General features: G+C 62.2%; 24 protein-coding genes and 1 pseudogene. 23 read left to right on the plus strand and 2 right to left on the minus strand.

The genetic code is table 11. From position 1 onward, the window contains the following. Positions 1–33: 33 nt before the first annotated feature. Complete coding sequence (locus PE067_RS15125; protein ID WP_276190538.1) at positions 34–549, minus strand: hypothetical protein; 516 nt, start codon at positions 547–549, stop codon at positions 34–36. Positions 550–671: 122 nt separating this feature from the next. On the opposite strand from PE067_RS15125, the gene moaA reads away from it, so the two are divergent. Next, the gene (moaA, locus tag PE067_RS15130) at positions 672–1,673 is read left to right on the plus strand and encodes a GTP 3',8-cyclase MoaA (RefSeq protein ID WP_276190776.1); all 1,002 of its coding nucleotides are present in this window, start codon (positions 672–674) and stop codon (positions 1,671–1,673) included. Here the strand turns inward: moaA and PE067_RS15135 are convergent, their stop codons facing one another. Further along, positions 1,674–2,027 (minus strand): GFA family protein, encoded by a 354-nt coding sequence (locus tag PE067_RS15135; RefSeq protein ID WP_276190539.1) that lies wholly within the window; start codon positions 2,025–2,027, stop codon positions 1,674–1,676. A 175-nt stretch (positions 2,028–2,202) separates the two neighbouring features. On the opposite strand from PE067_RS15135, the gene uvrA reads away from it, so the two are divergent. From uvrA to PE067_RS15245, 22 genes and pseudogenes are all read left to right on the plus strand, one after another. Beyond that, positions 2,203–5,085, plus strand: a complete 2,883-nt coding sequence (gene uvrA / locus PE067_RS15140) for an excinuclease ABC subunit UvrA (protein ID WP_276190540.1) — start codon at positions 2,203–2,205, stop codon at positions 5,083–5,085. Beyond that, positions 5,082–5,456: a DUF4260 domain-containing protein gene (locus PE067_RS15145; RefSeq protein WP_276190541.1), complete on the plus strand. Its 375-nt coding sequence runs from the start codon at positions 5,082–5,084 to the stop codon at positions 5,454–5,456. Before uvrA ends, PE067_RS15145 begins: the two co-directional genes overlap by 4 nt. 249 nt (positions 5,457–5,705) lie before the next feature. Next, positions 5,706–6,071 carry an NADH-quinone oxidoreductase subunit A gene (locus PE067_RS15150; protein ID WP_276190542.1) on the plus strand — a complete coding sequence of 122 codons (366 nt, stop codon included), beginning with the start codon at positions 5,706–5,708 and terminating at the stop codon, positions 6,069–6,071. Beyond that, positions 6,071–6,595, plus strand: coding sequence for an NADH-quinone oxidoreductase subunit B (locus PE067_RS15155; RefSeq protein WP_276190543.1), 525 nt, complete (start codon positions 6,071–6,073; stop codon positions 6,593–6,595). Before PE067_RS15150 ends, PE067_RS15155 begins: the two co-directional genes overlap by 1 nt. A 3-nt stretch (positions 6,596–6,598) precedes the next feature. Continuing rightward, on the plus strand, positions 6,599–7,219 hold the full coding sequence (locus tag PE067_RS15160; protein WP_276190544.1) for an NADH-quinone oxidoreductase subunit C: 621 nt from the start codon (positions 6,599–6,601) through the stop codon (positions 7,217–7,219). A gap of 28 nt (positions 7,220–7,247) precedes the next feature. Beyond that, positions 7,248–7,685 (plus strand): sulfotransferase domain-containing protein, encoded by a 438-nt coding sequence (locus PE067_RS15165; RefSeq protein ID WP_276190545.1) that lies wholly within the window; start codon positions 7,248–7,250, stop codon positions 7,683–7,685. Positions 7,686–7,703: 18 nt separating this feature from the next. Further along, on the plus strand, positions 7,704–8,942 hold the full coding sequence (locus tag PE067_RS15170; RefSeq protein WP_276190546.1) for an NADH-quinone oxidoreductase subunit D: 1,239 nt from the start codon (positions 7,704–7,706) through the stop codon (positions 8,940–8,942). A gap of 115 nt (positions 8,943–9,057) precedes the next feature. Continuing rightward, positions 9,058–9,831 carry an NADH-quinone oxidoreductase subunit NuoE gene (nuoE, locus tag PE067_RS15175; RefSeq protein WP_276190547.1) on the plus strand — a complete coding sequence of 258 codons (774 nt, stop codon included), beginning with the start codon at positions 9,058–9,060 and terminating at the stop codon, positions 9,829–9,831. A 33-nt stretch (positions 9,832–9,864) separates the two neighbouring features. Beyond that, on the plus strand, positions 9,865–10,452 hold the full coding sequence (locus PE067_RS15180; RefSeq protein ID WP_276190548.1) for a hypothetical protein: 588 nt from the start codon (positions 9,865–9,867) through the stop codon (positions 10,450–10,452). Continuing rightward, complete coding sequence (locus PE067_RS15185) at positions 10,449–10,676, plus strand: DUF5337 domain-containing protein (RefSeq protein WP_276190549.1); 228 nt, start codon at positions 10,449–10,451, stop codon at positions 10,674–10,676. The genes PE067_RS15180 and PE067_RS15185 overlap by 4 nt, the downstream gene beginning before the upstream one ends. A 14-nt stretch (positions 10,677–10,690) precedes the next feature. After that, a pseudogene (gene nuoF, locus PE067_RS15190) lies at positions 10,691–11,985 on the plus strand (NADH-quinone oxidoreductase subunit NuoF). A 177-nt stretch (positions 11,986–12,162) separates the two neighbouring features. Beyond that, entirely contained in the window at positions 12,163–12,579 is a 417-nt protein-coding gene (locus tag PE067_RS15195; protein ID WP_276190550.1) for a DUF5333 domain-containing protein, read from the plus strand. Positions 12,580–12,587: 8 nt separating this feature from the next. Then, the gene (locus tag PE067_RS15200; RefSeq protein WP_276190551.1) at positions 12,588–13,025 is read left to right on the plus strand and encodes a hypothetical protein; all 438 of its coding nucleotides are present in this window, start codon (positions 12,588–12,590) and stop codon (positions 13,023–13,025) included. Between the two features lie 16 nt (positions 13,026–13,041). After that, positions 13,042–15,081: an NADH-quinone oxidoreductase subunit NuoG gene (nuoG, locus tag PE067_RS15205; protein WP_276190552.1), complete on the plus strand. Its 2,040-nt coding sequence runs from the start codon at positions 13,042–13,044 to the stop codon at positions 15,079–15,081. Between the two features lie 4 nt (positions 15,082–15,085). Further along, a complete protein-coding gene (locus PE067_RS15210; RefSeq protein ID WP_276190553.1) occupies positions 15,086–15,862 on the plus strand; it encodes a hypothetical protein in 777 nt (258 codons plus the stop codon). 21 nt (positions 15,863–15,883) lie between these two features. Continuing rightward, complete coding sequence (nuoH, locus tag PE067_RS15215) at positions 15,884–16,918, plus strand: NADH-quinone oxidoreductase subunit NuoH (protein WP_276190554.1); 1,035 nt, start codon at positions 15,884–15,886, stop codon at positions 16,916–16,918. Between the two features lie 66 nt (positions 16,919–16,984). Then, positions 16,985–17,476: an NADH-quinone oxidoreductase subunit NuoI gene (nuoI, locus tag PE067_RS15220; RefSeq protein ID WP_276190555.1), complete on the plus strand. Its 492-nt coding sequence runs from the start codon at positions 16,985–16,987 to the stop codon at positions 17,474–17,476. Continuing rightward, complete coding sequence (locus tag PE067_RS15225) at positions 17,473–17,877, plus strand: carboxymuconolactone decarboxylase family protein (RefSeq protein WP_276190556.1); 405 nt, start codon at positions 17,473–17,475, stop codon at positions 17,875–17,877. Before nuoI ends, PE067_RS15225 begins: the two co-directional genes overlap by 4 nt. Next, positions 17,874–18,476: an NADH-quinone oxidoreductase subunit J gene (locus PE067_RS15230; RefSeq protein ID WP_276190557.1), complete on the plus strand. Its 603-nt coding sequence runs from the start codon at positions 17,874–17,876 to the stop codon at positions 18,474–18,476. The genes PE067_RS15225 and PE067_RS15230 overlap by 4 nt, the downstream gene beginning before the upstream one ends. Positions 18,477–18,575: 99 nt before the next feature. Further along, positions 18,576–18,881, plus strand: coding sequence for an NADH-quinone oxidoreductase subunit NuoK (nuoK, locus tag PE067_RS15235; protein WP_276190777.1), 306 nt, complete (start codon positions 18,576–18,578; stop codon positions 18,879–18,881). 6 nt (positions 18,882–18,887) lie between these two features. Next, on the plus strand, positions 18,888–21,002 hold the full coding sequence (gene nuoL / locus PE067_RS15240) for an NADH-quinone oxidoreductase subunit L (RefSeq protein ID WP_276190558.1): 2,115 nt from the start codon (positions 18,888–18,890) through the stop codon (positions 21,000–21,002). Between the two features lies 1 nt (position 21,003). Further along, complete coding sequence (locus tag PE067_RS15245; RefSeq protein ID WP_276190559.1) at positions 21,004–22,548, plus strand: NADH-quinone oxidoreductase subunit M; 1,545 nt, start codon at positions 21,004–21,006, stop codon at positions 22,546–22,548. The last annotated feature ends 5 nt before the right edge of the window (positions 22,549–22,553 follow it).

Genomic DNA, 22,553 nt, shown 5'->3' on the forward strand with positions numbered 1-22,553 from the left:
GGCCCTTTTGCGATCTGGAAAGGTTTTCGTGGTTTATTCCTGAAAGACCTCGATCGAAGGCAGGTCGGTCAGGCTGACGCCGATCAGTTGCAGCGCGGGCAGGGAAACCTGGCTGCCGCCGCTGGCCGGGCCGGCAAGGGGGACGAGTTCGACCCGCGCCGATCTGCCGTTGGCGGGGTTGCGGATGCGGCCCTTGCCGGGGTCGGTGACAAGGGGCGTCTTGATCCAGAAACCGGGCTGGGTCGGGTCGCCAAGCGAGGCGATGGTATTGCCGAGTTTGCGTTCGCCGGTCGCGGTCGGTTTCGCCGCCTCGCTGCGCTGTTCGGGGGTGGTGGTATTGAATTCCTCGGCGGTGCGGGCGGTCGGGCGTGGGGTCGGCGCGGTGCGGGCGGGCGCGACCGTTGCGGCGACGGTTGTGGCGGCCTGGGTTGCGGCTTTGGTCGTCGCCTGGGACTGGTTGGGGGTGTTTGCGGTTGTCGTGGCGGTCTGGCAACCGGCCAGAGCCAGGAAGGGAAGGGTGATCAGGAAATGCCTGGTGGAAAATGTCATGCGGGCCTCGTCTCGCTGCTTGGGGAAGGCTAGCCTTACCGGCTTTGGCTGTCCACCGGCGGCAATCGGGATGATGCGCAGGCTGCTTGTCTGTCGGGCTGTGCGGCACTATGTTGATGGCTATGGAAAACGCGCCCATCATAGACGGTTTCAATCGACCGATCACCTACCTGCGGGTATCGGTGACGGATCGCTGCGATTTCCGCTGCACCTATTGCATGGCCGAGCATATGCAATTCCTGCCCAAGGCGGATCTGCTGACGCTGGAGGAGCTGGACCGTTTGTGTTCGGCCTTTGTCGGTCTGGGGGTGCGCAAGCTGCGCGTGACCGGGGGCGAGCCTCTGGTGCGGCGCAATATCATGAGCTTTTTCCGGGCGATGTCGCGTCATCTGGGGCAGGGGCTGGATGAGCTGACCCTGACCACCAACGGCAGTCAGCTTGCGCGTTTCGCGGAGGAACTGGCCGAAATCGGCGTGCGGCGGGTGAATGTGTCGCTGGATACGCTGGATGCGGATAAATTCGCGGCCGTGACCCGGTGGGGGCGTCTGCCTCAGGTTCTGGGGGGGATTGCTGCGGCCAAGGCTGCGGGGTTGCGCGTCAAGATCAACACCGTCGCGCTGAAGGGGTTCAACGAGGATGAGCTGTTCCGGCTGGTCGATTGGTGCGCCGAAAACGACCACGACATGACCTTTATCGAGGTCATGCCCATGGGCGAGATCGAGGGCGAGGATCGTCTGGACCAGTATTGGCCGCTGTCGGATCTGCGTCGCCGTTTGCAGGAACGGGTCGAACTGACGCCCCTGACCGAGCGGACGGGCGGGCCTGCGCGCTATTTCCGCATTGAGGAAACCGGGCAAAAGCTGGGCTTTATCACGCCCCTGACCCATAATTTCTGCGAAAGCTGCAACCGCGTGCGGCTGACCTGCACGGGCGAGCTGTTCATGTGTCTGGGGCAGGAGGACCGGGCCGATCTGCGCGCGGCGCTGCGGGCCTCGGATGACGATGCCATCGTGGCCGATGCGATCCGCGCGGCGATTGCCCGCAAGCCCAAGGGCCATGATTTCGATTACTCGCGCGGGATCGGCGGGCAGATGACCCGCCATATGAGCCATACGGGCGGCTGATCAGAACGAGGCGCCGTCGATATGGCGGCTTTTCAGGGCGCGCGGATCGACGCCGTCCAGACAGTTCACATTGACCGCGACCATCTGCGTCCCGTCAGGCCCCGTGCCCGTCGCATAGGATTCGATGCCGCAGGTCGGGCAAAAGCGGTGATGCACGGCCATCTTGTTGAACAGATATTCCGTCACCGGCCCGTCGCGGGTCAGCAGGAACCGGTCTTGCGGCACGAAGGCCAGCACGATGCCGGTCCTTTTGCAGCGTGAACAGTTGCAGGTGAAGGTCGTGTCCAGATCGGCATCGACCTGATAGGTGATGGCGCCGCATTGGCATCCGCCGGTGTAATGTTGCGTGGCCATTTCGTTCCCCCTGTGATCTGCGCGGCGTTGCTGCGCCGCCATGTCATCGGCATTTGTTCGCGTTATGTTCCAAGTTAACGGTTGCGTTTTCGTGTTCTCTGCCTATGTGATGCGCTTGGCAGGGACTCGGCAAGTCCGGTCTGTCGGAATCTCGGGCCGGGATCGAAAGGCGACGATGGAACAGAAGTTCATCGAGGTGCGCGGCGCGCGCGAGCATAATCTCAAGAACGTGGATATGGATATTCCGCGCGACAGGCTGGTGGTGATTACCGGCCTGTCGGGATCGGGTAAATCCAGTCTGGCCTTTGACACGATCTATGCCGAGGGGCAGCGGCGCTATGTCGAAAGCCTGTCGGCCTATGCGCGGCAGTTCCTGGACATGGCGGGCAAGCCCGACGTCGACCGCATCAGCGGGCTGTCCCCCGCAATTTCGATCGAGCAGAAAACCACGTCGAAAAACCCGCGCTCGACCGTCGGGACGGTGACGGAAATCTATGACTATCTGCGTCTGCTGTTCGCGCGGTCCGGCACGCCCTATAGCCCCGCGACCGGCCTGCCGATCGAGGCGCAGCAGGTTCAGGACATGGTCGACCGCGTGATGGAACTGCCCGAGGGCACGCGCGCCTATCTGCTGGCCCCCATCGTGCGCGACCGCAAGGGCGAATATAAAAAGGAATTCCTTGAACTGCGCAAACAGGGCTTCCAGCGCGTCAAGGTGAATGGCGCCTTTCACGAGTTGGATGAGCCGCCTGTTCTGGACAAGAAATTCCGCCACAATATCGACGTGGTCGTGGACCGCATCGTCGTGCGCGATGGCATGCAGACCCGGCTGGCCGACAGTTTCCGCACCGCGCTGGATCTGGCCGATGGCATCGCGGTTCTGGAAACCGCGGGGGGCGGGGCAGGAGACGAAAATGGCTCGGGTGATCCCGAACGCATCACCTTTTCCGAGAATTTCGCCTGCCCGGTGTCGGGCTTCACCATTCCCGAAATCGAGCCGCGGCTGTTTTCCTTCAACGCGCCCTTTGGTGCCTGTCCGGTCTGCGACGGCTCAGGGGTCGAACTGTTCTTTGACGACCGTCTGGTCGTGCCCGACAGCAGCCTGTCGGTCGCGCAGGGTGCGCTGGCCCCTTGGGCCAAGTCGAAATCGGCCTATCTGACCCAGACCATCAACGCGCTGGCGAAACATTACGGTTTCGACAAGAAAACCGCGTGGAAGGACCTGCCGGAACCGATTCAAAAGCTGTTCCTCTATGGTTCGGGGGCCGAGGAAATCCCGTTTCGCTTTGACGACGCGGGCCGGATCTATGAAATCACCCGCACCTTTGAAGGTATCATTCCGAATATGGAACGGCGCCTGCGCGAAACCGACAGTGCCTGGGTCCGCGAGGAATTCGAGCGTTATCAGAACAACCGCCCCTGCGGCGCCTGCCACGGCTACCGCCTGAAACCCGAGGCGCTGGCCGTCAGGATCGCCGGCGATCACATCGGTCAGGTGGTCGAAAAATCCATCCGCGAGGCGCTGGACTGGATCATCGCCGCGCCCGATCAGCTGACCCGGCAAAAGGCCGAAATCGCCGGGCCGATCGTCAAGGAAATCCGGGAAAGGCTTGGGTTTCTTGTGAATGTCGGGCTGGATTATCTGACGCTGTCGCGCGCGGCGGGCACCTTGTCGGGCGGCGAAAGTCAGCGGATCCGGCTGGCCAGCCAGATCGGTTCGGGGCTGACAGGGGTGTTGTATGTGCTGGACGAGCCATCCATCGGCCTGCATCAGCGCGACAATGACCGGCTGCTGCAAACCCTGATGAACCTGCGCGATCAGGGCAATTCGGTGCTGGTGGTCGAACATGACGAAGACGCGATCCGCCATGCCGATTACGTTTTCGACATCGGGCCGGGGGCCGGGGTGCATGGCGGGCAGGTCATTGCACAGGGCACGCCCGCCGAAATCGCCGCCGATCCGGCCAGCCTGACCGGGCAATATCTGTCCGGCGCGCGGGAAATTCCGGTATCCGCGACGCGGCGCAAGGGGAACGGCAAGAAGGTCGTGGTGGTCGGCGCGACCGGCAACAACCTGAAAGACGTCACGGCGGAATTCCCCTTGGGCAAATTCGTCTGCGTGTCCGGGGTGTCGGGCGGCGGCAAATCGACCCTGACGATTGAAACCCTGTTCAAGACCGCCAGCATGCGGCTGAACGGCGCGAAACAGACCCCCGCGCCCTGCGAAACCATCAAGGGGCTGGAACATCTGGACAAGGTCATCGACATCGACCAGCGCCCCATCGGGCGCACGCCGCGGTCGAACCCGGCGACCTATACCGGCGCCTTTACCCCGATCCGCGACTGGTTCGCGGGCCTGCCCGAATCCAAGGCGCGCGGCTACAAACCCGGCCGTTTCAGCTTCAACGTCAAGGGCGGCAGGTGCGAGGCCTGTCAGGGCGACGGCGTCATCAAGATCGAGATGCATTTCCTGCCCGACGTCTATGTCGAATGCGAAACCTGCAAGGGCAAGCGCTACAACCGCGAAACGCTGGAGGTCGTGTTCAAGGGCAAATCCATCGCCGATGTGCTGGACATGACGGTCGAGGATGCGCAGGAATTTTTCCGCGCCGTGCCCTCGATCCGCGAGAAAATGGATGCGCTGATGGAGGTCGGCCTTGGCTATATCAAGGTCGGGCAACAGGCGACGACGCTGTCGGGCGGCGAGGCGCAGCGGGTCAAGCTGGCCAAGGAACTCAGCCGCCGGGCGACCGGCCGGACCCTGTATATCCCGGATGAACCCACCACCGGCCTGCATTTCGAAGATGTCCGCAAGCTGTTGGAAGTGCTGCATTCCCTTGTCGATCAGGGCAATACGGTTGTGGTGATCGAACATAATCTGGACGTCATCAAGACCGCCGACTGGATCATCGACATCGGCCCCGAAGGCGGTGACGGCGGCGGGCGCATCGTCGCGACCGGCACCCCCGAAGATGTCGCCGCCACGCCCGAAAGCCACACCGGCCATTATCTCGGCCCGCTGCTGGCCCGCGCCCGCAAGACCGAAGCCGCCGAATGACCGCCATCGCCTGGCAAAAGGCCGAGGGCGCGGGCATCGCGCTTGGCGGGCTGGTCATCGCGGCGATGGTTCCCGCCGAACTGGGCTGGCTGGGCTGGGTCATCGCGCTGCTGGCCCCGGATCTGGGCATGGCGGGCTATCTGGCCGGGCCGCGCATCGGCGCCGCGAGCTATAATCTGGCGCATCTTTACGCCTTGCCCTTTTTGCTGATGATCGCGGGGGTGGGGCTGGGCCTGCCTGTGCTGATCGCGGTCGGCGGGCTGTGGCTGGCGCATATCGGCATCGACCGGGCGCTTGGCCTGGGCCTGAAGGCCGCGACGGGATTCGGCGATACGCATCTGGGTCGCATCGGCCACGATGGGGGCGCCTGAACCGGGCGGGGAATCGCATGCGCTGCATGCCCGCATGGCCTGATTTCATCAATGCAGGGACGGGCTGCGTTCAATCGGAATTAACCTTTGCGTTTTAACTGTCGCATGGTTCAGTGAACATGGCTGGAATGACGACGGAAAATACCTGCGCCCGTTGACCCTGCCCGCAGGCAGGGCTAAACGAGCGGGAGCCAAACCCATCGTGGGGACGCCATCCGGGTTCCTGCGCGCGAGAGGGAGCCTTACTCCGTGGATTATCTGCTAAACGAATACCTGCCGATTCTCGTTTTCGTCGGTATGGCATCGGCTCTGGCGATCGTGCTTATCCTCGCCGCAGCGGTGGTCGCCGTGCGCAACCCCGACCCCGAAAAGGTCAGCGCCTATGAATGCGGTTTCAACGCATTCGACGATGCGCGGATGAAGTTCGACGTGCGTTTCTACCTTGTGTCGATTCTCTTCATCATCTTCGACCTTGAGGTCGCCTTCCTGTTTCCCTGGTCCGTCAGCTTCGGCGCGCTGAGCGATGTCGCATTCTGGTCGATGATGGTGTTTCTGGGCGTGCTGACCGTGGGCTTTGCCTATGAGTGGAAGAAGGGGGCGCTGGAATGGGCGTGATGACCGGACTGAACACCGCAGGCGCCGATCGCGAGGTTGCCACGGCCGAACTGAACCGCGAACTGCAGGACAAGGGTTTCCTGCTGACCACGACCGAGGACATCATCAACTGGGCGCGCAACGGTTCGCTGCACTGGATGACCTTTGGTCTGGCCTGTTGCGCGGTCGAGATGATGCAGGCCTCGATGCCGCGCTATGACCTTGAACGCTTCGGCACGGCGCCGCGCGCGTCCCCGCGCCAGTCGGACCTGATGATCGTCGCGGGCACGCTGACCAACAAGATGGCGCCCGCGCTGCGCAAGGTCTATGACCAGATGCCGGAACCGCGCTATGTGATCTCCATGGGCAGCTGCGCCAATGGCGGCGGCTATTACCATTATTCCTATTCGGTGGTGCGCGGTTGCGACCGCATCGTGCCGGTCGATATCTATGTCCCCGGCTGCCCGCCCACGGCCGAGGCGCTGCTTTACGGCATCTTGCAACTTCAGCGCCGCATCCGGCGCACGGGCACGCTGGTGAGGTAGGCCATGACAAGCGTCGACACTGAATTGCTGGAGAGCATGGCCGAACGCATCGCGCTGGCGCGCGAGAACGAAGTGCTTTCGACCGAGATCGCCTTTGGCGAGTTGAACGTGACCAGCACGCTTTCGGGTGCGGTCAATCTGATCGAATACCTGCGCAGCGACCCGAACCTGATGTTCTCGACCCTGATCGACATCACGGCGGTCGACCATCCCGAACGCGCGGCGCGTTTCGATGTGGTCTATCACCTGCTGTCGATGCGCCGGAACCAGCGGATCCGCGTCCGGCTGGCCGTCCGCGAGGATGAAATCGTGCCTTCGCTGGTCGATGTCTTCCCCGGTGCGAACTGGTATGAGCGCGAGATCTTCGATCTGTTCGGCATCCTGTTTTCGGGCCATCCCGACCTCCGCCGGATCGTGACCGATTACGGTTTCCGCGGCCATCCGCTGCGCAAGGATTTCCCGACCACCGGCTATGTCGAGGTGCGCTGGAACGACGTTGAAAAGCGCGTCGTCTACGAACCCGTCCGTCTGGTTCAGGAATACCGCCAATTCGATTTTCTGTCGCCCTGGGAAGGGGCGAAATATGTGCTGCCCGGTGATGAAAAGGCTCCGGAGAGCAAGTGATGTGCAGTCGTGTCAGGGTGTCGGTTGAATGAGTTCGGCTGAAGCAAATTTCCTGTTTTGCGTTGGCGCGCAAAAGGCCGGGACGACCTGGCTGTACAGCTATTTCGCTGCGCATCCGCAGGTGCATGTCCAGCCGGTCAAGGAAATCCACTACTTCAACGTGCTTTGGGACCCCAAGCAGATCGGCTTTCGCGAGATGCGCGAGGAGCATCTGGCCAGCTTCGCGAAAGAACCGGCACTGGCCGAAGCGGGCGATATCGCCCCGACCGACAGCGTGCGTGGCGGCGAACGCTATCTGCAGATGCAAAGCGCCTTTCCGGACTCGAAATTCCTGTATCTGATGCGTGACCCGATCCAGCGCATGTGGTCGCAGATCCGGATGCGCAGGCAATGGATGCGCAGCAACGTCAACCCGGATGCGACCGAAGATTCCTTGACCCCTCCAAAATCCATCCCAACGTGTTGAAAAGGCTAGGTTGAGCAAATGGACGGCGATATTCGCAAGAACAGCTACGACGACGGCTCCTTTGACGCGCTTGCGGGCGAACAGAGCATTCGCAATTTCAACATCAACTTCGGGCCTCAGCACCCGGCCGCCCATGGCGTGCTGCGCATGGTGCTGGAACTGGACGGCGAGGTTGTCGAACGCGCTGACCCGCATATCGGCCTGCTGCATCGCGGCACCGAAAAGCTGATGGAAAGCCGCACCTATCTGCAGAACCTGCCCTATCTGGACCGGCTGGATTACGTCGCGCCGATGAATCAGGAACATGCCTGGTGCCTGGCGATCGAAAAGCTGACCGGCACGGGGATCCCGCGCCGCGCCAGCCTGATCCGCGTGCTGTTTTCCGAAATCGGCCGCATCCTGAACCACCTGATGGGGCTGACGACCGGCGCGATGGACGTCGGTGCGCTGACCCCGCCGCTCTGGGGGTTCGAGGCGCGCGAGCAGTTGATGGTGTTCTACGAACGCGCCTGTGGCGCGCGTCTGCACGCCGCCTATTTCCGTCCCGGCGGTGTCCATCAGGATCTGCCGCCCGCGCTGCTCGACGATATCGAGGAATGGTGCGAGCATTTCCCCAAGGTCGTTGACGATCTGGACACGCTGCTGACCGAAAACCGCATCTTCAAGCAGCGTCTGGTCGATATCGGCATCGTCACCGAACAGGACTGTCTGGACTGGGGCTATACCGGCGTGATGGTCCGTGGCTCGGGTCTGGCCTGGGATTTGCGCCGCGCGCAACCCTATGAATGCTATGATGAATTCGATTTTCAGATCCCGGTGGGCAAGAACGGTGACTGCTACGACCGTTACCTGATCCGCATGCAGGAAATGCGCGAATCGACCCGGATCATGAAGCAGGCGGTTCAGAAACTGCGTGCGGAACCCGCAGGCGACGTTCTGGCGCGCGGCAAGCTGACGCCGCCCAAGCGCACCGACATGAAGACCAACATGGAAAGCCTGATCCACCACTTCAAGCTTTACACCGAAGGCTTCAAGGTCCCGGCGGGCGAGGTTTATGCCGCGGTCGAGGCGCCCAAGGGCGAGTTCGGCGTCTATCTGGTCGCCGACGGCACCAACAAACCCTATCGCGCGAAATTGCGCGCGCCGGGTTTCGCGCATCTGCAATCCATCGACTGGATGTCGCGTGGCCATCTGCTGGCCGATGTGCCCGCGATCATCGCGACGCTGGATATCGTGTTCGGCGAGGTTGACCGCTGATGCCCGACCGTTTCGCCATGCTCGTCCCAATCACGACCCCGACCTTGTTGGCAGGGGCGCTTGCCGCCCGCAATGAATCGGGATCGCCGATCCTTTTGACGGAGAATTGTCGCTGATGTTGCGCCGCCTTTCCCCCATCCAGCCCGAGTCCTTCGAGTTCACCCCGGCGAACCTCGAATGGGCCCAAGCCCAGATGACGAAATACCCGGAAGGCCGCCAGCAATCGGCGATCATCCCGGTCCTGTGGCGCGCCCAGGAACAGGAAGGCTGGCTGAGCCGTCCCGCCATCGAATATTGCGCGAACCTGTTGGGCATGGCCTATATGCGGGCCCTTGAGGTGGCGACATTCTATTTCATGTTCCAGCTATATCCGGTTGGTTCGATTGCGAATATCCAGATTTGTGGCACCACCACCTGCATGATCTGCGGGGCCGAGGACCTGATTCGCGTCTGCCGCGAAAAAATCGCGCCGACGCCGCATACCCTGTCCGCTGACGGCAAGTTTTCCTGGGAAGAGGTCGAATGCCTTGGGGCCTGCACCAATGCGCCGATGGCCCAGATCGGCAAGGATTTCTACGAAGATCTGACCGCCGAGAAACTGGCCGCCCTGATTGATCAGATGTCGTCGGGCGCGGTTCCCGTGCCGGGCCCGCAAAACGGCCGCTTTTCGTCCGAGGCGCTTGGCGGGCCGACCGCTCTGGCCGGGTTGCAGGGCAGCGGAACGCAATACAACGGCTCGGTCCAGCGTGCCGTCGATCTGGGCGAAACGCTCAAGCGGATCGACGGGACCGAGGTGCCGATCCTGACGCCGTGGCTGAAAGACCGGGCCGCGCAGGGAAATCACGCCGAGGCTTCGTCTTCGGCATCAAATGATGGTAACAAGGGCTGACGGCGCCGCGAACCGCCGGGAGTGACAGGCCAGATGCAACAGGCTGAATGCACGCGGAACTGCTGGATCACCGGGGCCATTGCCGGCCTCGCGGTGATGCTGTTCGTCTCGGGCATTGGCGAGACGGACTGGCTTGGCGGGATTTTCCTGGGGGCGCTGACCTGTGTGCTGCTGGGCGGCTTGCTGGTGCTGCTGGTCGCGCAAGGGCAACCCCGGCCCTACGATCACGGGTTGCGCCCCAGCCGACCCGCGCCGGCGATGGCGGCTCAAGCGGGTGTGACAGTGGCCAAGGCTGTCGTGTCGCCGGATGCCGCGACCACCGATGCGCCCGAAACCGATACGACCCCGCAGCCCGAGGCCGAACCTGCGGCGCCGCGTGTGGAAAAGGCGGAAAAACAGGACCTCAAGCGGATCAACGGCATCGGACCCAAGATCGAGGAATTGCTGAACGATCTGGGCATCACCCGTTTCGAACAGATCGCAGGGTGGGGCGCCGAGGACGAACAGAAGATCGCGGCCAGCCTTGGACGGTTTGGCGGACGGATCGCGTCGGACAACTGGATTGCCCAGGCCCGCGATCTGATGGCGTCGGACGAAATAACTGCGGGGGGGCGGCAATGACTGACCCGCAGCTGCAGGCTGACACGCGCCAGATGCGCATCGCCGGGGCGGTGATTGCCCTGACCATGCTGCTCTGGCTGGGATTTCAATGGCTTGGCGGGCAGTTTGGCCTGCCTGCCAAATATGCCTTTCTCGCCGATCTGGTGGCGATAGCGGCGATGATCTGGTCACTGGCCGTGACCTGGCGGATCTGGCGCAGGCGCAAGACGCCCACGCAACGATAAGGATGATGACGCAGATGCTGGACGACAAGGACCGGATCTTTACCAATCTCTACGGCATGGGCGACCGTTCGCTGGCGGGCGCGAAAAAGCGTGGCTGCTGGGATGGGACCGCCGCGATCATCGCGCGCGGCCGTGACAAGATCGTCGAGGAGATGAAGGCCTCGGGCCTGCGTGGCCGGGGCGGGGCGGGTTTCCCGACCGGTCTGAAATGGTCCTTCATGCCCAAGGAATCGGATGGCCGCCCGGCCTATCTGGTCATCAACGGCGACGAATCCGAACCCGCGACCTGCAAGGACCGCGAGATCATGCGTCACGATCCGCATACGCTGATCGAAGGTGCGCTGATCGCCAGTTTCGCGATGGGGGCGCATGCCTCCTATATCTATCTGCGCGGCGAATTCATCCGCGAACGCGAGGCGCTGCAATCGGCCATCGACGAATGCTATGACGCGGGTCTGCTGGGCCGGAACGCGGCGGGTTCGGGCTGGGATTTCGACCTCTATGTCCACCACGGCGCCGGCGCTTATATCTGCGGCGAGGAAACCGCGCTGCTCGAATCGCTGGAAGGCAAAAGGGCATGCCCCGGATGAAGCCGCCCTTCCCGGCGGGGGCGGGGCTGTATGGCTGCCCGACCACGGTGAACAACGTCAGATCGATTGCCGTGGTGCCGACGATCCTGCGTCGCGGCCCGGAATGGTTCGCGGGCTTCGGCCGTCCGAACAATGCCGGGCTGAAGCTGTTCGGCCTGACCGGCCACGTCAACACGCCCTGCGTCATCGAAGAAACCATGTCGATTCCGATGAAGGAACTGATCGAGCGTCATGGCGGCGGCGTGCGCGGTGGCTGGAAAAACCTGAAGGCCGTGATTCCCGGCGGCGCGTCCTGTCCCGTGCTGACCGCCGAAATGTGCGAAACGGCGATCATGGATTACGACGGCATGCGCGAGCTGCGCTCGTCATTCGGCACGGCCTGCATGATCGTGATGGATCAGTCCACCGATATCATCAAGGCGATCTGGCGGCTCTCGGCCTTTTTCAAGCACGAAAGCTGCGGGCAATGCACGCCCTGCCGCGAAGGCACCGGCTGGATGATGCGCGTCATGGACCGTCTGGTCCGGGGCGAGGCAGAGGTCGAGGAAATCGACATGCTGTTTGACGTGACGAAACAGGTCGAAGGCCACACGATCTGTGCGCTTGGCGATGCCGCCGCATGGCCGATTCAGGGCCTGATCCGCAACTTCCGCGAGGAAATCGAGGATCGTATCAAGGCGAAACGCACCGGGCGCATGGGCGCCATGGCGGCGGAGTGATCGGCAATGGCGCAGCATCCCGCATGTGACATGACAAAGGGCAGGGGGCCGGCGGCCTCTGCCGCGTCATGCGCTGGCGGGATCTTGGGCCGGTTCACGACCGGGTCACCCCAAGGTGTCGGGTCGCGGGCGCCCGCGCATGGTAAAACACCCCTTCACCCGAAGGAGGCAACAGCCATGAAACATCTGAAAACCCTGGTTGCCGCGGCGGTTGCCGCAGTTTCACTGCAGGCCCTGCCGGTCGCGGCGCAGCAGGTGCCGCTGGCCCAGGAAAAATACGTCAACGACCGCCTGATCGCCGCGCGGATCGCCGACCGCATCCGTCGCGAATGTCCCAGCTACAATGCGCGGATGATCTATGCCTATGGTCAGGCCCGCGCGCTGAAGGCCTATGCCCGCAATCAGGGCTATTCCGAAGCCCAAATCGAGGCGTTTCTGGACAGCAAGGAAGACAAGCGCCGCATCTATGCCGTGGCCGAGGATTATCTGACCCGCAATGGCGCGGTCAAAGGCAATGCGCAAAGCTTCTGCCGCGTCGGCGCGCAGGAATTCGCGAACAATTCCTATATCGCCACATTTCTGGTGGCGCGATGAGGGGGGCGATGCGGATCATTGGTGCCGTGCTGCTGGCCCTTGCCGCCTTTGCGATGGTCGCGGGCGACCTGATGGCGCGGGAATTGGCCGGGGGCGACCGCCTGCCGACCAGCCAGCGCTTCATCCTGAGCTTTGACATGTTCGCCCCCGCAGACCTGAGTTGCGAGGCCAGCGGGCCGGGTGTCGTGACCTATGCCAGCCGCGACCTTGCCGGAAAACCGGTGCTGCGCGTGACCGGCAATGCGGCGGGCGCCGAGATCCTGTGTTCGCGCCCGGACGGGACGGTCTGGCGGGCGATTGCGAACCGGACCGCGGAATACACCCCTTCGTCGCCGACCCGGGCGACCGTGACTTTTGCGCGGGGCATGCCCGCGATGACCACCGTCCTGCGCATCGACGGCAAACGGGATGCGTATGATTTCAAATCCTTCGTCCGCGTGGACTAAGGCAAAGGACAGGCAGATGAGCGAACTTCGCAAACTCAAGATCGACGACAAGATCATCGAGGTCGATCCCAACATGACCCTGATTCAGGCCTGCGAACAGGCCGGGATCGAGGTTCCGCGCTTCTGTTACCACGAACGCCTGTCGATCGCGGGCAACTGCCGCATGTGTCTGGTCGAGGTCGTGGGCGGCCCGCCGAAACCCGCCGCATCCTGCGCCATGCAGGTCAAGGATCTGCGTCCGGGGCCCGAAGGCGCGCCTTCGGAAATCCGCACGAACAGCCCGATGGTGCGCAAGGCGCGCGAGGGGGTGATGGAGTTCCTGCTGATCAACCACCCGCTGGATTGCCCGATCTGCGATCAGGGCGGCGAATGCGACCTGCAGGATCAGGCGATGGCTTACGGCGTCGATTTCAGCCGCTATCGCGAACCCAAGCGCGCGACCGAGGACCTGAATCTGGGTCCGCTGGTCGAAACCCATATGACCCGCTGCATTTCCTGCACCCGCTGCGTGCGCTTCACGACCGAAGTCGCGGGCATCACCCAGATGGGCCAGACCGGCCGGGGCGAAGACAGCGAGATCACCAGCTATCTGAACCAGACGCTGGATTCGAACATGCAGGGCAATATCATCGACCTGTGCCCGGTCGGGGCGCTGGTCAGCAAACCCTATGCCTTTACCGCCCGTCCGTGGGAACTGACCAAGACCGAAACCATCGACGTGATGGACGCGCTTGGCAGCAATATCCGCGTCGATACCAAGGGCCGCGAAGTCATGCGCATCCTGCCGCGCAACCATGACGGCGTGAACGAGGAATGGATCAACGACAAGTCGCGCTTTGTCTGGGACGGGTTGCGTCGTCAGCGTCTGGACAAGCCCTATATCCGCGAAAACGGCCGGCTGCGCGCCGCCAGCTGGCCCGAGGCGCTGGAGGCGGCGGCCCATGCCATGCGGGGCAGGAAGGTCGCCGGTCTGATCGGCGATCTGGTCCCGGTCGAGGCCGCTTTCAGCCTGAAACAGCTGGTCGAAGGGATCGGCGGCACGGTCGAATGCCGCACCGATGGCGCGCGCCTGCCTGCGGGCAACCGCTCGGCCTATGTCGGCACCGCGCGGATCGAGGATATCGACAGCGCCGAAATGATCCAGCTGATCGGCACCAACCCGCGCGAGGAAGCGCCCGTCCTGAACGCCCGCATCCGCAAGGCATGGGCGCGGGGCGCGCGGATCGGGCTGGTCGGCGAGCCGGTCGATCTGACCTATGATTACGCCCATGTCGGCAATGATCGTGCGGCGCTGGAAAGCCTGTCCTCGATGAAGATCAGCGATGAGACGCGCGACAAGCCGACGCTGGTCATCGTCGGTCAGGGCGCGATCCGCGAAGCCGATGGCGAGGCGGTTCTGGCCCATGCCATGAAGCTGTGCGAAAACAGCAATTCGAAACTGCTGATCCTGCACAGCGCCGCGTCGCGCGTCGGCGCGATGGATGTCGGTGCCGTCACCGAAGGGGGCCTGAATGCCGCCATCGACGGGGCCGAGGTGATCTATAACCTTGGCGCCGACGAGGTCGATATTGCCCCTCGAAATGAAAATGGCGGCGCATTCGTGATCTATCAGGGCAGCCACGGGGATCGCGGTGCGCATCGCGCCGATATCATCCTGCCGGGCGCCTGCTATACCGAGGAAAGCGGGCTGTTCGTCAATACCGAAGGCCGCCCGCAACTGGCCCAACGCGCCAATTTCGCGCCGGGCGAGGGCAAGGAAAACTGGGCGATCCTGCGCGCGCTGTCGGCAGAGCTGGGCAAGACCCAGCCCTGGGACAGCCTGGCCGCGCTGCGTCGCAAACTGGTCGAGGCGCATCCCCATCTGGGCCGAATCGATCAGGTTCCCGAAAACGAATGGCAGCCGCTCGCAACCCGTGACATGGACAACGCCAGCTTCCGCTACGCAATCAAGGATTTCTATCTGACCAACCCGATCGCGCGCAGTTCTCCCCTGATGGGGGAACTGTCCGCGATGGCGGCCGCGCGCAATCAGGCGCAGCCGATTGCAGCGGAGTGAACACATGCGTCTGAACGGTCGCATCTTCCTTGCCATGACCGCGCTGACCGGCCTTCTGGCCGCTTGCGCGGACACAGCCAATGACCCCCGTCCGCGTTCCAAACCGGACGAACTGGTGGTGAACGTGGTCCAGCCCTCGGACAAGCCGGGAATGGCCAGGCTGGGCCAGGCAAGGATTTCGACCAAATCGGGCGATATCCAGATTCTGGAGCCGGATGGCTCGGTCACCGAATTCGCGCTGGAGGGCAGCAGCCCCGATCCCTTCGCGATTTCCGAAGCCGATCTGATGCTGCTGAACGCCAATCTGGATCTGGACCTGTCCGGGGTGCGTGGACTGTCGAGCGGAACGGTCAAGCCGATGACCGCGCAGGAAATGGCACTGGCGGCCTTTGCCGCGCGCACGCGGCCGATGCTGCCGCAACTGCCCGCCAGCTTCAAAGCCGAACCGGAAATGTTTCGCGGCGTCACCATCGAACCGATGCGCGATCCACGGGCCGACCGGGACGGGGACAGCGGCATGGTCACGGTGCGCGCCAACCTGCGTCGGGGGGTGGACGCCGACACGGCCTTCGCCTATGCCACATGCGCGTTGGCGGATTGGGCAGAGAAGCACGGAACGGGCTTTGCGCGCCATGTCTGGACCGAACAGACCCGGCGAAGCGGCGAGTTGCGATTGGGGGCGGTTTTCACGCTCTCGAACTCTCAGCCGATGGGGCTGAAGGTGATGGATACTGACCAGACCTTGCAGGAATGCAAGGCACGCGGCATTCCCGCGGCGTAAGGAAGAAGAGGGACGGATAGCATGGCGGAATTCTGGTCATCGACCCTGGGTCACGCGATCATCCTGCTTGCGCAGGGGCTGGCGATCATCGGCTTCGTCATGGGGTCGCTGATCTATATGGTCTATGGCGACCGCAAGATCTGGGCGGCCGTGCAGATGCGCCGTGGCCCGAACGTCGTCGGTCCCTGGGGCCTGCTGCAAACCTTTGCCGATGCGTTGAAATATGTGCTGAAGGAAATCGTCATCCCGGCGGGTTCCGACAAGTTCGTCTTTTTCCTGGCGCCCTTCCTGTCGATGACGCTGGCCCTGATCGCCTTTGTCGTCGTGCCCTTTGACGAGGGTTGGGTCATGGCCGACATCAATGTCGCCATCCTGTTCATCTTTGCCGTGTCCTCACTGGAGGTTTACGGCGTGATCATGGGTGGCTGGGCCTCGAACTCGAAATATCCGTTTCTTGCCTCGCTGCGGTCGGCCGCGCAGATGATTTCCTATGAGGTCAGCCTTGGCCTGATCATCATCGGGGTCATCATCTCGACCGGCTCGATGAACCTGACCGCCATTGTCGAGGCGCAGCGCGGTGACTGGGGCCTGCTGAACTGGTATTTCCTGCCGCATCTGCCGATGGTCGTGCTGTTCTATGTCTCGGCGCTGGCCGAAACCAACCGCCCGCCCTTCGACCTTGTCGAGGCGGAATCGGAACTGGTCGCGGGCTTCATGACCGAATATTCCTCGACCCCCTATCTGCTGTTCATGGCGGGCGAATATATCGCCATGTATCTGATGTGCGCGCTGCTTTCGCTGCTGTTCTTTGGCGGCTGGCTGTCGCCGGTCCCGTTCATCGCCGATGGCTGGTGGTGGATGGTGATCAAGATGTGGATGTGGTTCTTCATGTTCTCGATGGCGAAGGCGCTGGTTCCACGGTATCGCTACGACCAGTTGATGCGCATCGGCTGGAAGGTTTTCCTGCCGCTGTCGCTGGCACAGGTCGTGATCGTCGCCTTCCTTGCACGTTACGAAGTCCTGGGCGGTTTCTGGGCCCGTTGGGCAGGAGTCTGAGATGTATTCCAACAAGCTAGCCGAAATGCTCGCCCATGTTTCCAACCGGATCGGGGGGCGTTCCTGATGGCCTTCGATCTTGCCCGCGCGACCAAATATTTCCTGATGTGGGATTTCCTGAAGGGCTTCGGCCTTGGCATGCGCTATTTCTTTGCGCCCAAGCCGACGCTGAACTACCCGCATGAAAAAGGCCCGCTGAGCCCGCGTTTCCGCGGCGAACACGCGCTGCGCCGCTATCCCAACGGCGAAGAACGCTGCATCGCCTGCAAGCTGTGCGAGGCGATCTGCCCGGCGCAGGCCATTACCATCGACGCGGAACCGCGCGAGGACGGCTCGCGCCGGACGACGCGCTACGACATCGACATGACGAAATGCATCTATTGCGGTTTCTGTCAGGAGGCCTGCCCGGTCGATGCCATCGTCGAAGGTCCGAATTTCGAATATGCCACCGAAACCCGTGAAGAGCTGTTCTACGACAAGCAGAAACTGCTGGACAACGGCGCGCGGTGGGAAGCTGAAATCGCCCGCAACCTTGCCATGGATGCGCCCTACAGATGACGGATGTATTCTCAAAGCTGTTCGCGCAGATGATCCAGCAGGGTCAGGAAATGGCGCGCGCCTTCAATCCCGCGCTGGAAAACATCGACACGCGGGCCTTTGAAAAGATGATGCCGGTGATGCCGGCCGATCTGCTGGAAATGTGGTTCGGCAAGACCTTCAACCGCGAAGGTCTGGACGCGCGCACCCGGTTTCTGGTCACGCTGACCGCGCTGGTCGTGCAGGGATCATTCGCCGAACCGCAGATCCGCCTGACCATCCGCCACGCGCTGGAGGCAGGCGCGACCAAGCGCGAAGTGGCCGAGGTCATCTATCAGACGAGCGTTTTCGCGGGCCTGCCCGCCATGCAGAAGGCGCTTGAAATCGCTCAGGAAGTTTTCTCTCAGGAGGACGAGGCATGATGGTCTTTGCCTTCTATCTTTTTGCCGTGCTGGTCTGCGTGTCGGGCTTCATGGTGGTGATCTCCCGCAACCCGGTCCATTCGGTGCTGTGGCTGATCCTGACCTTTCTGTCGGCCTCGGGTCTGTTCGTCTTGCAGGGCGCGGAATTCGTCGCGATGCTGCTGATCGTCGTCTATGTCGGCGCGGTCGCGGTGCTGTTCGTCTTTGTCGTGATGATGCTGGACGTGAACTTTGCCGAGCTGAAGGGCGAACTGGCCCGCTACCTGCCGCTTGGTCTGGTGATTGCGGGCGTCATGCTGGCGCAACTGGGCATCGCCTTTTCGGGCTGGGAAAGCTCGGATCAGGCGGCAAGCCTGCGCTCTGCGCCGATCATCGATTCGGTCCAGAACACCCACGGTCTGGGGATGCTGATCTATGACCGCTACCTGCTGATCTTCCAGCTTTCGGGACTGGTCCTGCTGGTCGCGATGATCGGGGCCATCGTCCTGACCATGCGCCACCGCAAGGATGTGAAACGCCAGAACGTGCTGGAACAGATGTGGCGCGACCCGGCCAAGTCGATGGAAATGAAGGACGTGAAGCCCGGCCAGGGCCTGTGAACGCGGGGCTTTGGCCCCGCGAGCCATCGGGACCGCACCCGCGGTCCTTGTAGCGAAAGAATATTTCAACGGGTGACGCGCCCGGAGGGACAAGAGACGATGATCGGTTTGGGACACTATCTGGTGGTGGGGGCGATACTTTTCGTCACCGGCATCTTCGGCATCTTTGTAAACCGCAAGAACGTGATCGTCATCCTGATGTCGATCGAGCTGATGCTTCTGGCGGTCAACATCAACTTCGTCGCCTTTTCGACCCATCTGGGGGATCTCGCCGGGCAGGTCTTTACCCTGTTCGTGCTGACCGTCGCCGCCGCCGAGGCTGCCATCGGCCCGGCTATTCTTGTCGTCTTCTTCCGCAACCGCGGCTCGATCGAGGTGGAAGACGTCAACGTGATGAAGGGATAAGCGAAGATGGAAAAGTTCGTTCTCTTCGCGCCGCTGGTCGGGTCATTGATTGCGGGTTTCGGCTGGCGGGTGATCGGCGAAAAGGCCGCGCAATACCTGACGACCGGGATTCTGTTTCTGGCCTGCATCCTGTCCTGGGTGATCTTTCTGTCCTTTGACGGCGTGCCGCGCACGGTTCCGGTTCTGGACTGGATCGTCACCGGCGATTTCGTCAGCCAATGGGCGATCCGCCTGGACCGCCTGACCGCGATCATGCTGATCGTGGTGACGACGGTGTCGGCGCTCGTCCATATGTATTCGATGGGCTACATGGCCCACGACGACAACTGGACCCATGACGAACATTACAAGGCACGGTTCTTTGCCTATCTGTCCTTTTTCACCTTTACCATGCTGATGCTGGTGACGGCGGACAACCTCTTGCAGATGTTCTTTGGCTGGGAAGGGGTGGGGGTCGCCTCTTATCTGCTGATCGGCTTTTACTACAAGAAAGACAGCGCGAATGCGGCCTCGATGAAGGCTTTCATCGTCAACCGCGTCGGCGACTTCGGCTTTCTGCTGGGGATCTTCGGGCTGTTCTGGCTGACCGGCTCGATCCAGTTCGATGCGATCTTTGCGCAGGTCCCGACGATTGCGCAGACCGAAATCAGCTTTCTCTGGCGTGACTGGAATGCCGCGAACCTGCTGGCCTTCCTGCTGTTCGTCGGCGCGATGGGCAAATCGGCGCAGCTATTCCTGCACACCTGGCTGCCCGACGCGATGGAAGGCCCGACCCCGGTGTCGGCGCTGATCCACGCCGCCACCATGGTCACCGCCGGGGTGTTTCTGGTCTGCCGGATGTCGCCGCTGATCGAATTCGCGCCCGACACCAAGAATTTCATCGTCATCATCGGCGCGACCACGGCTTTCTTTGCCGCGACGGTCGGTCTGGTGCAGAACGACATCAAGCGCGTCATCGCCTATTCGACCTGTTCGCAACTGGGCTATATGTTCGTGGCGGCGGGCGTCGGCGTCTATTCGGTCGCGATGTTCCACCTGCTGACCCATGCCTTTTTCAAGGCCATGCTGTTTCTGGGCGCGGGTTCCGTCATCCATGCGATGCACCACGAACAGGACATGCGCAACTATGGCGGTTTGCGCAAAAAGATCCCGCTGACCTTCTGGGCGATGTTCATCGGCACGCTGGCCATCACCGGCGTCGGCATTCCGCTGACCACCATCGGTTTCGCGGGTTTCCTGTCCAAGGATGCGATCATCGAAAGCGCCTTTGTCGGCAGCGGCTATGCGTTCTGGATGCTGGTCATCGCGGCCTGTTTCACCAGCTTCTATTCGTGGCGGCTGATGTTTTTGACCTTCTGGGGCAAGCCGCGCGGCGACCATCATGCGCATGACCACGCCCATGAAAGCCCGCCGGTCATGACCATTCCGCTTGGCGTTCTGGCGATTGGCGCGATCTTTTCGGGGATGGTGTTCTACGGACCCTTCTTCGGCAATGAAGAAAAGCTCGATACCTTCTTCCACATCCAGAAGGCCGAAACGGCAGAGGGGCATGGTGAGGTCGCGACGGACGCCGCACCCGGCACCGAAGCGGGGCACGAGACGCCTGCCGCCGATGCCGCTCATGCCGAGGGTGCGGGGGATCAGGGCCTGACCACTGACGTTCCGGCGCCGGTTGGCGGGGCGATCTATATGCACCCGGACAACCATGTCCTGCATGACGCGCATTACACGCCGAAATGGGTCAAGGTTTCACCCTTCATCGCCATGCTGCTTGGTCTGTTCATGGCCTGGGTCTTCTATATCCGCAAACCCGAAGCGCCCAAGCGCCTGGCCGAGATCCAGCCGCAACTGTATCGGTTCCTGCTGAACAAATGGTATTTCGACGAGATCTATGACTTTGTCTTTGTCCGTCCGACCCTGTGGCTGGGCCGCGTGCTGTGGCAAAAGGGCGATGGCAAGATCATCGACGGTTCCATCAACGGGGTTGCGATGGGCCTGATTCCGCGGCTGACCCGCGCGGCCGGGCGGGTCCAGACGGGTTATCTTTTCCACTACGCCTTCGCGATGGTTCTGGGCATCGTGGGCTTGCTGATCTGGGTGATGATGCGGGGCACGCACTGATATGACGCACCTTCTTTCGATTATCACCTTTCTGCCGATCGTCGCGGCTGCCATCATGGCCCTGCTTTTGCGGGGCGATGACGGAGCTGCGGCCCGCAATGCCAAATGGCTGGCGCTGATCACGACAACGGCCACCTTCCTGATCTCGCTGATCGTGCTGATCGGCTTTGATCCCGCGAACACGGGCTTTCAGTTCGTCGAGGATCGCGAATGGATCATGGGCCTGAAATACAAGATGGGCGTCGACGGCATTTCGATCCTGTTCGTGATGCTGACCACCTTCCTGATGCCGATCACCATCCTGTCCGCGTGGGAGGTCAAGACCCGCGTCAAGGAATACATGATCGCCTTTCTGGTGCTGGAAGGGCTGATGATCGGCGTGTTCACCGCGCTGGATCTGGTGCTGTTCTACCTGTTCTTTGAAGCCGGGCTGATCCCGATGTTCCTGATCATCGGGATCTGGGGCGGCGCGAACCGCATCTATGCGGCGTTCAAGTTCTTTCTCTATACCTTCCTCGGCTCGGTCCTGATGCTGGTCGCGATGGTGTCGATGTTCCGGATGTCCGGCACGACCGATATCGTGACGCTGTTGACCTATGATTTCGCATCCGACCCGATGGTGGTTCTGGGGCTGAACATCGCGGGCGGCGTGCAGATGCTGCTGTTCCTTGCGTTCTTTGCCAGCTTTGCGGTCAAGATGCCGATGTGGCCGGTCCATACCTGGCTGCCCGACGCACACGTCCAGGCACCGACTGCGGGTTCTGTCGTGCTGGCGGCGGTGCTGTTGAAGATGGGCGGCTACGGCTTTCTGCGCTTTTCGCTGCCGATGTTCCCGGTCGCCAGCGGCATCGCGCAGCCCTACATCTTCTGGCTGTCGGCGATTGCCATCGTCTACACCTCGATGGTGGCGCTGGCGCAAAGCGACATGAAAAAGCTGATCGCCTATTCGTCCGTCGCGCATATGGGCTATGTGACGCTTGGCATTTTTGCCGCGAACCAGCCCGGCACGGATGGCGCGATTTTCCAGATGCTGTCGCACGGCTTTATCTCGGGCGCGCTGTTTTTGTGCGTCGGCGTGATCTATGACCGCATGCACACGCGCGAAATCGACGCCTATGGCGGGCTGGTCAACCGGATGCCGGTCTATGCGCTGGTCTTCATGTTCTTTACCATGGCGAACGTCGGCCTGCCGGGGACCTCGGGCTTTGTCGGTGAGTTCCTGACCCTGCTGGGGGCGTTCCGCGTCAATACCTGGGTCGCGCTGGTCGCGACCTCGGGGGTGATCCTGTCGGCATCCTATGCGCTGTGGCTGTATCGCCGGGTAACCTTTGGTCAACTGATCAAGGAAAGCCTGAAAACCATCAACGACATGAGCAGCCGCGAACGCTGGCTGTTCGTGCCGCTGATCGCCATGACACTGATCCTGGGCGTCTATCCGCGTCTGGTGACGGATATCACCGGACCGGCGGTCGCCAATCTTCTGCAACACTACAATGACAGCCAGCCTGCGCCGACCGAGACGGCCGCGGCAGAAGCAAGCCACTAGGGGGC

Source organism: Paracoccus sp. DMF-8 (genome assembly GCF_029309835.1).
GTDB lineage: Bacteria > Pseudomonadota > Alphaproteobacteria > Rhodobacterales > Rhodobacteraceae > Paracoccus.

Excerpts from the sequence above, each read along its gene's own strand:
- PE067_RS15125 (WP_276190538.1), bottom strand. The coding sequence starts at position 549 with ATGACATTTTCCACCAGGCATTTCCTGATCACCCTTCCCTTCCTGGCT.
- moaA (WP_276190776.1), top strand. The coding sequence starts at position 672 with ATGGAAAACGCGCCCATCATAGACGGTTTCAATCGACCGATCACCTAC.
- PE067_RS15135 (WP_276190539.1), bottom strand. The coding sequence starts at position 2,027 with ATGGCCACGCAACATTACACCGGCGGATGCCAATGCGGCGCCATCACC.
- uvrA (WP_276190540.1), top strand. The coding sequence starts at position 2,203 with ATGGAACAGAAGTTCATCGAGGTGCGCGGCGCGCGCGAGCATAATCTC.
- PE067_RS15145 (WP_276190541.1), top strand. The coding sequence starts at position 5,082 with ATGACCGCCATCGCCTGGCAAAAGGCCGAGGGCGCGGGCATCGCGCTT.
- PE067_RS15155 (WP_276190543.1), top strand. The coding sequence starts at position 6,071 with ATGACCGGACTGAACACCGCAGGCGCCGATCGCGAGGTTGCCACGGCC.
- PE067_RS15160 (WP_276190544.1), top strand. The coding sequence starts at position 6,599 with ATGACAAGCGTCGACACTGAATTGCTGGAGAGCATGGCCGAACGCATC.
- PE067_RS15165 (WP_276190545.1), top strand. The coding sequence starts at position 7,248 with ATGAGTTCGGCTGAAGCAAATTTCCTGTTTTGCGTTGGCGCGCAAAAG.
- PE067_RS15170 (WP_276190546.1), top strand. The coding sequence starts at position 7,704 with ATGGACGGCGATATTCGCAAGAACAGCTACGACGACGGCTCCTTTGAC.
- nuoE (WP_276190547.1), top strand. The coding sequence starts at position 9,058 with ATGTTGCGCCGCCTTTCCCCCATCCAGCCCGAGTCCTTCGAGTTCACC.
- PE067_RS15180 (WP_276190548.1), top strand. The coding sequence starts at position 9,865 with ATGCAACAGGCTGAATGCACGCGGAACTGCTGGATCACCGGGGCCATT.
- PE067_RS15185 (WP_276190549.1), top strand. The coding sequence starts at position 10,449 with ATGACTGACCCGCAGCTGCAGGCTGACACGCGCCAGATGCGCATCGCC.
- PE067_RS15195 (WP_276190550.1), top strand. The coding sequence starts at position 12,163 with ATGAAACATCTGAAAACCCTGGTTGCCGCGGCGGTTGCCGCAGTTTCA.
- PE067_RS15200 (WP_276190551.1), top strand. The coding sequence starts at position 12,588 with ATGCGGATCATTGGTGCCGTGCTGCTGGCCCTTGCCGCCTTTGCGATG.
- nuoG (WP_276190552.1), top strand. The coding sequence starts at position 13,042 with ATGAGCGAACTTCGCAAACTCAAGATCGACGACAAGATCATCGAGGTC.
- PE067_RS15210 (WP_276190553.1), top strand. The coding sequence starts at position 15,086 with ATGCGTCTGAACGGTCGCATCTTCCTTGCCATGACCGCGCTGACCGGC.
- nuoH (WP_276190554.1), top strand. The coding sequence starts at position 15,884 with ATGGCGGAATTCTGGTCATCGACCCTGGGTCACGCGATCATCCTGCTT.
- nuoI (WP_276190555.1), top strand. The coding sequence starts at position 16,985 with ATGGCCTTCGATCTTGCCCGCGCGACCAAATATTTCCTGATGTGGGAT.
- PE067_RS15225 (WP_276190556.1), top strand. The coding sequence starts at position 17,473 with ATGACGGATGTATTCTCAAAGCTGTTCGCGCAGATGATCCAGCAGGGT.
- PE067_RS15230 (WP_276190557.1), top strand. The coding sequence starts at position 17,874 with ATGATGGTCTTTGCCTTCTATCTTTTTGCCGTGCTGGTCTGCGTGTCG.
- nuoK (WP_276190777.1), top strand. The coding sequence starts at position 18,576 with ATGATCGGTTTGGGACACTATCTGGTGGTGGGGGCGATACTTTTCGTC.
- nuoL (WP_276190558.1), top strand. The coding sequence starts at position 18,888 with ATGGAAAAGTTCGTTCTCTTCGCGCCGCTGGTCGGGTCATTGATTGCG.
- PE067_RS15245 (WP_276190559.1), top strand. The coding sequence starts at position 21,004 with ATGACGCACCTTCTTTCGATTATCACCTTTCTGCCGATCGTCGCGGCT.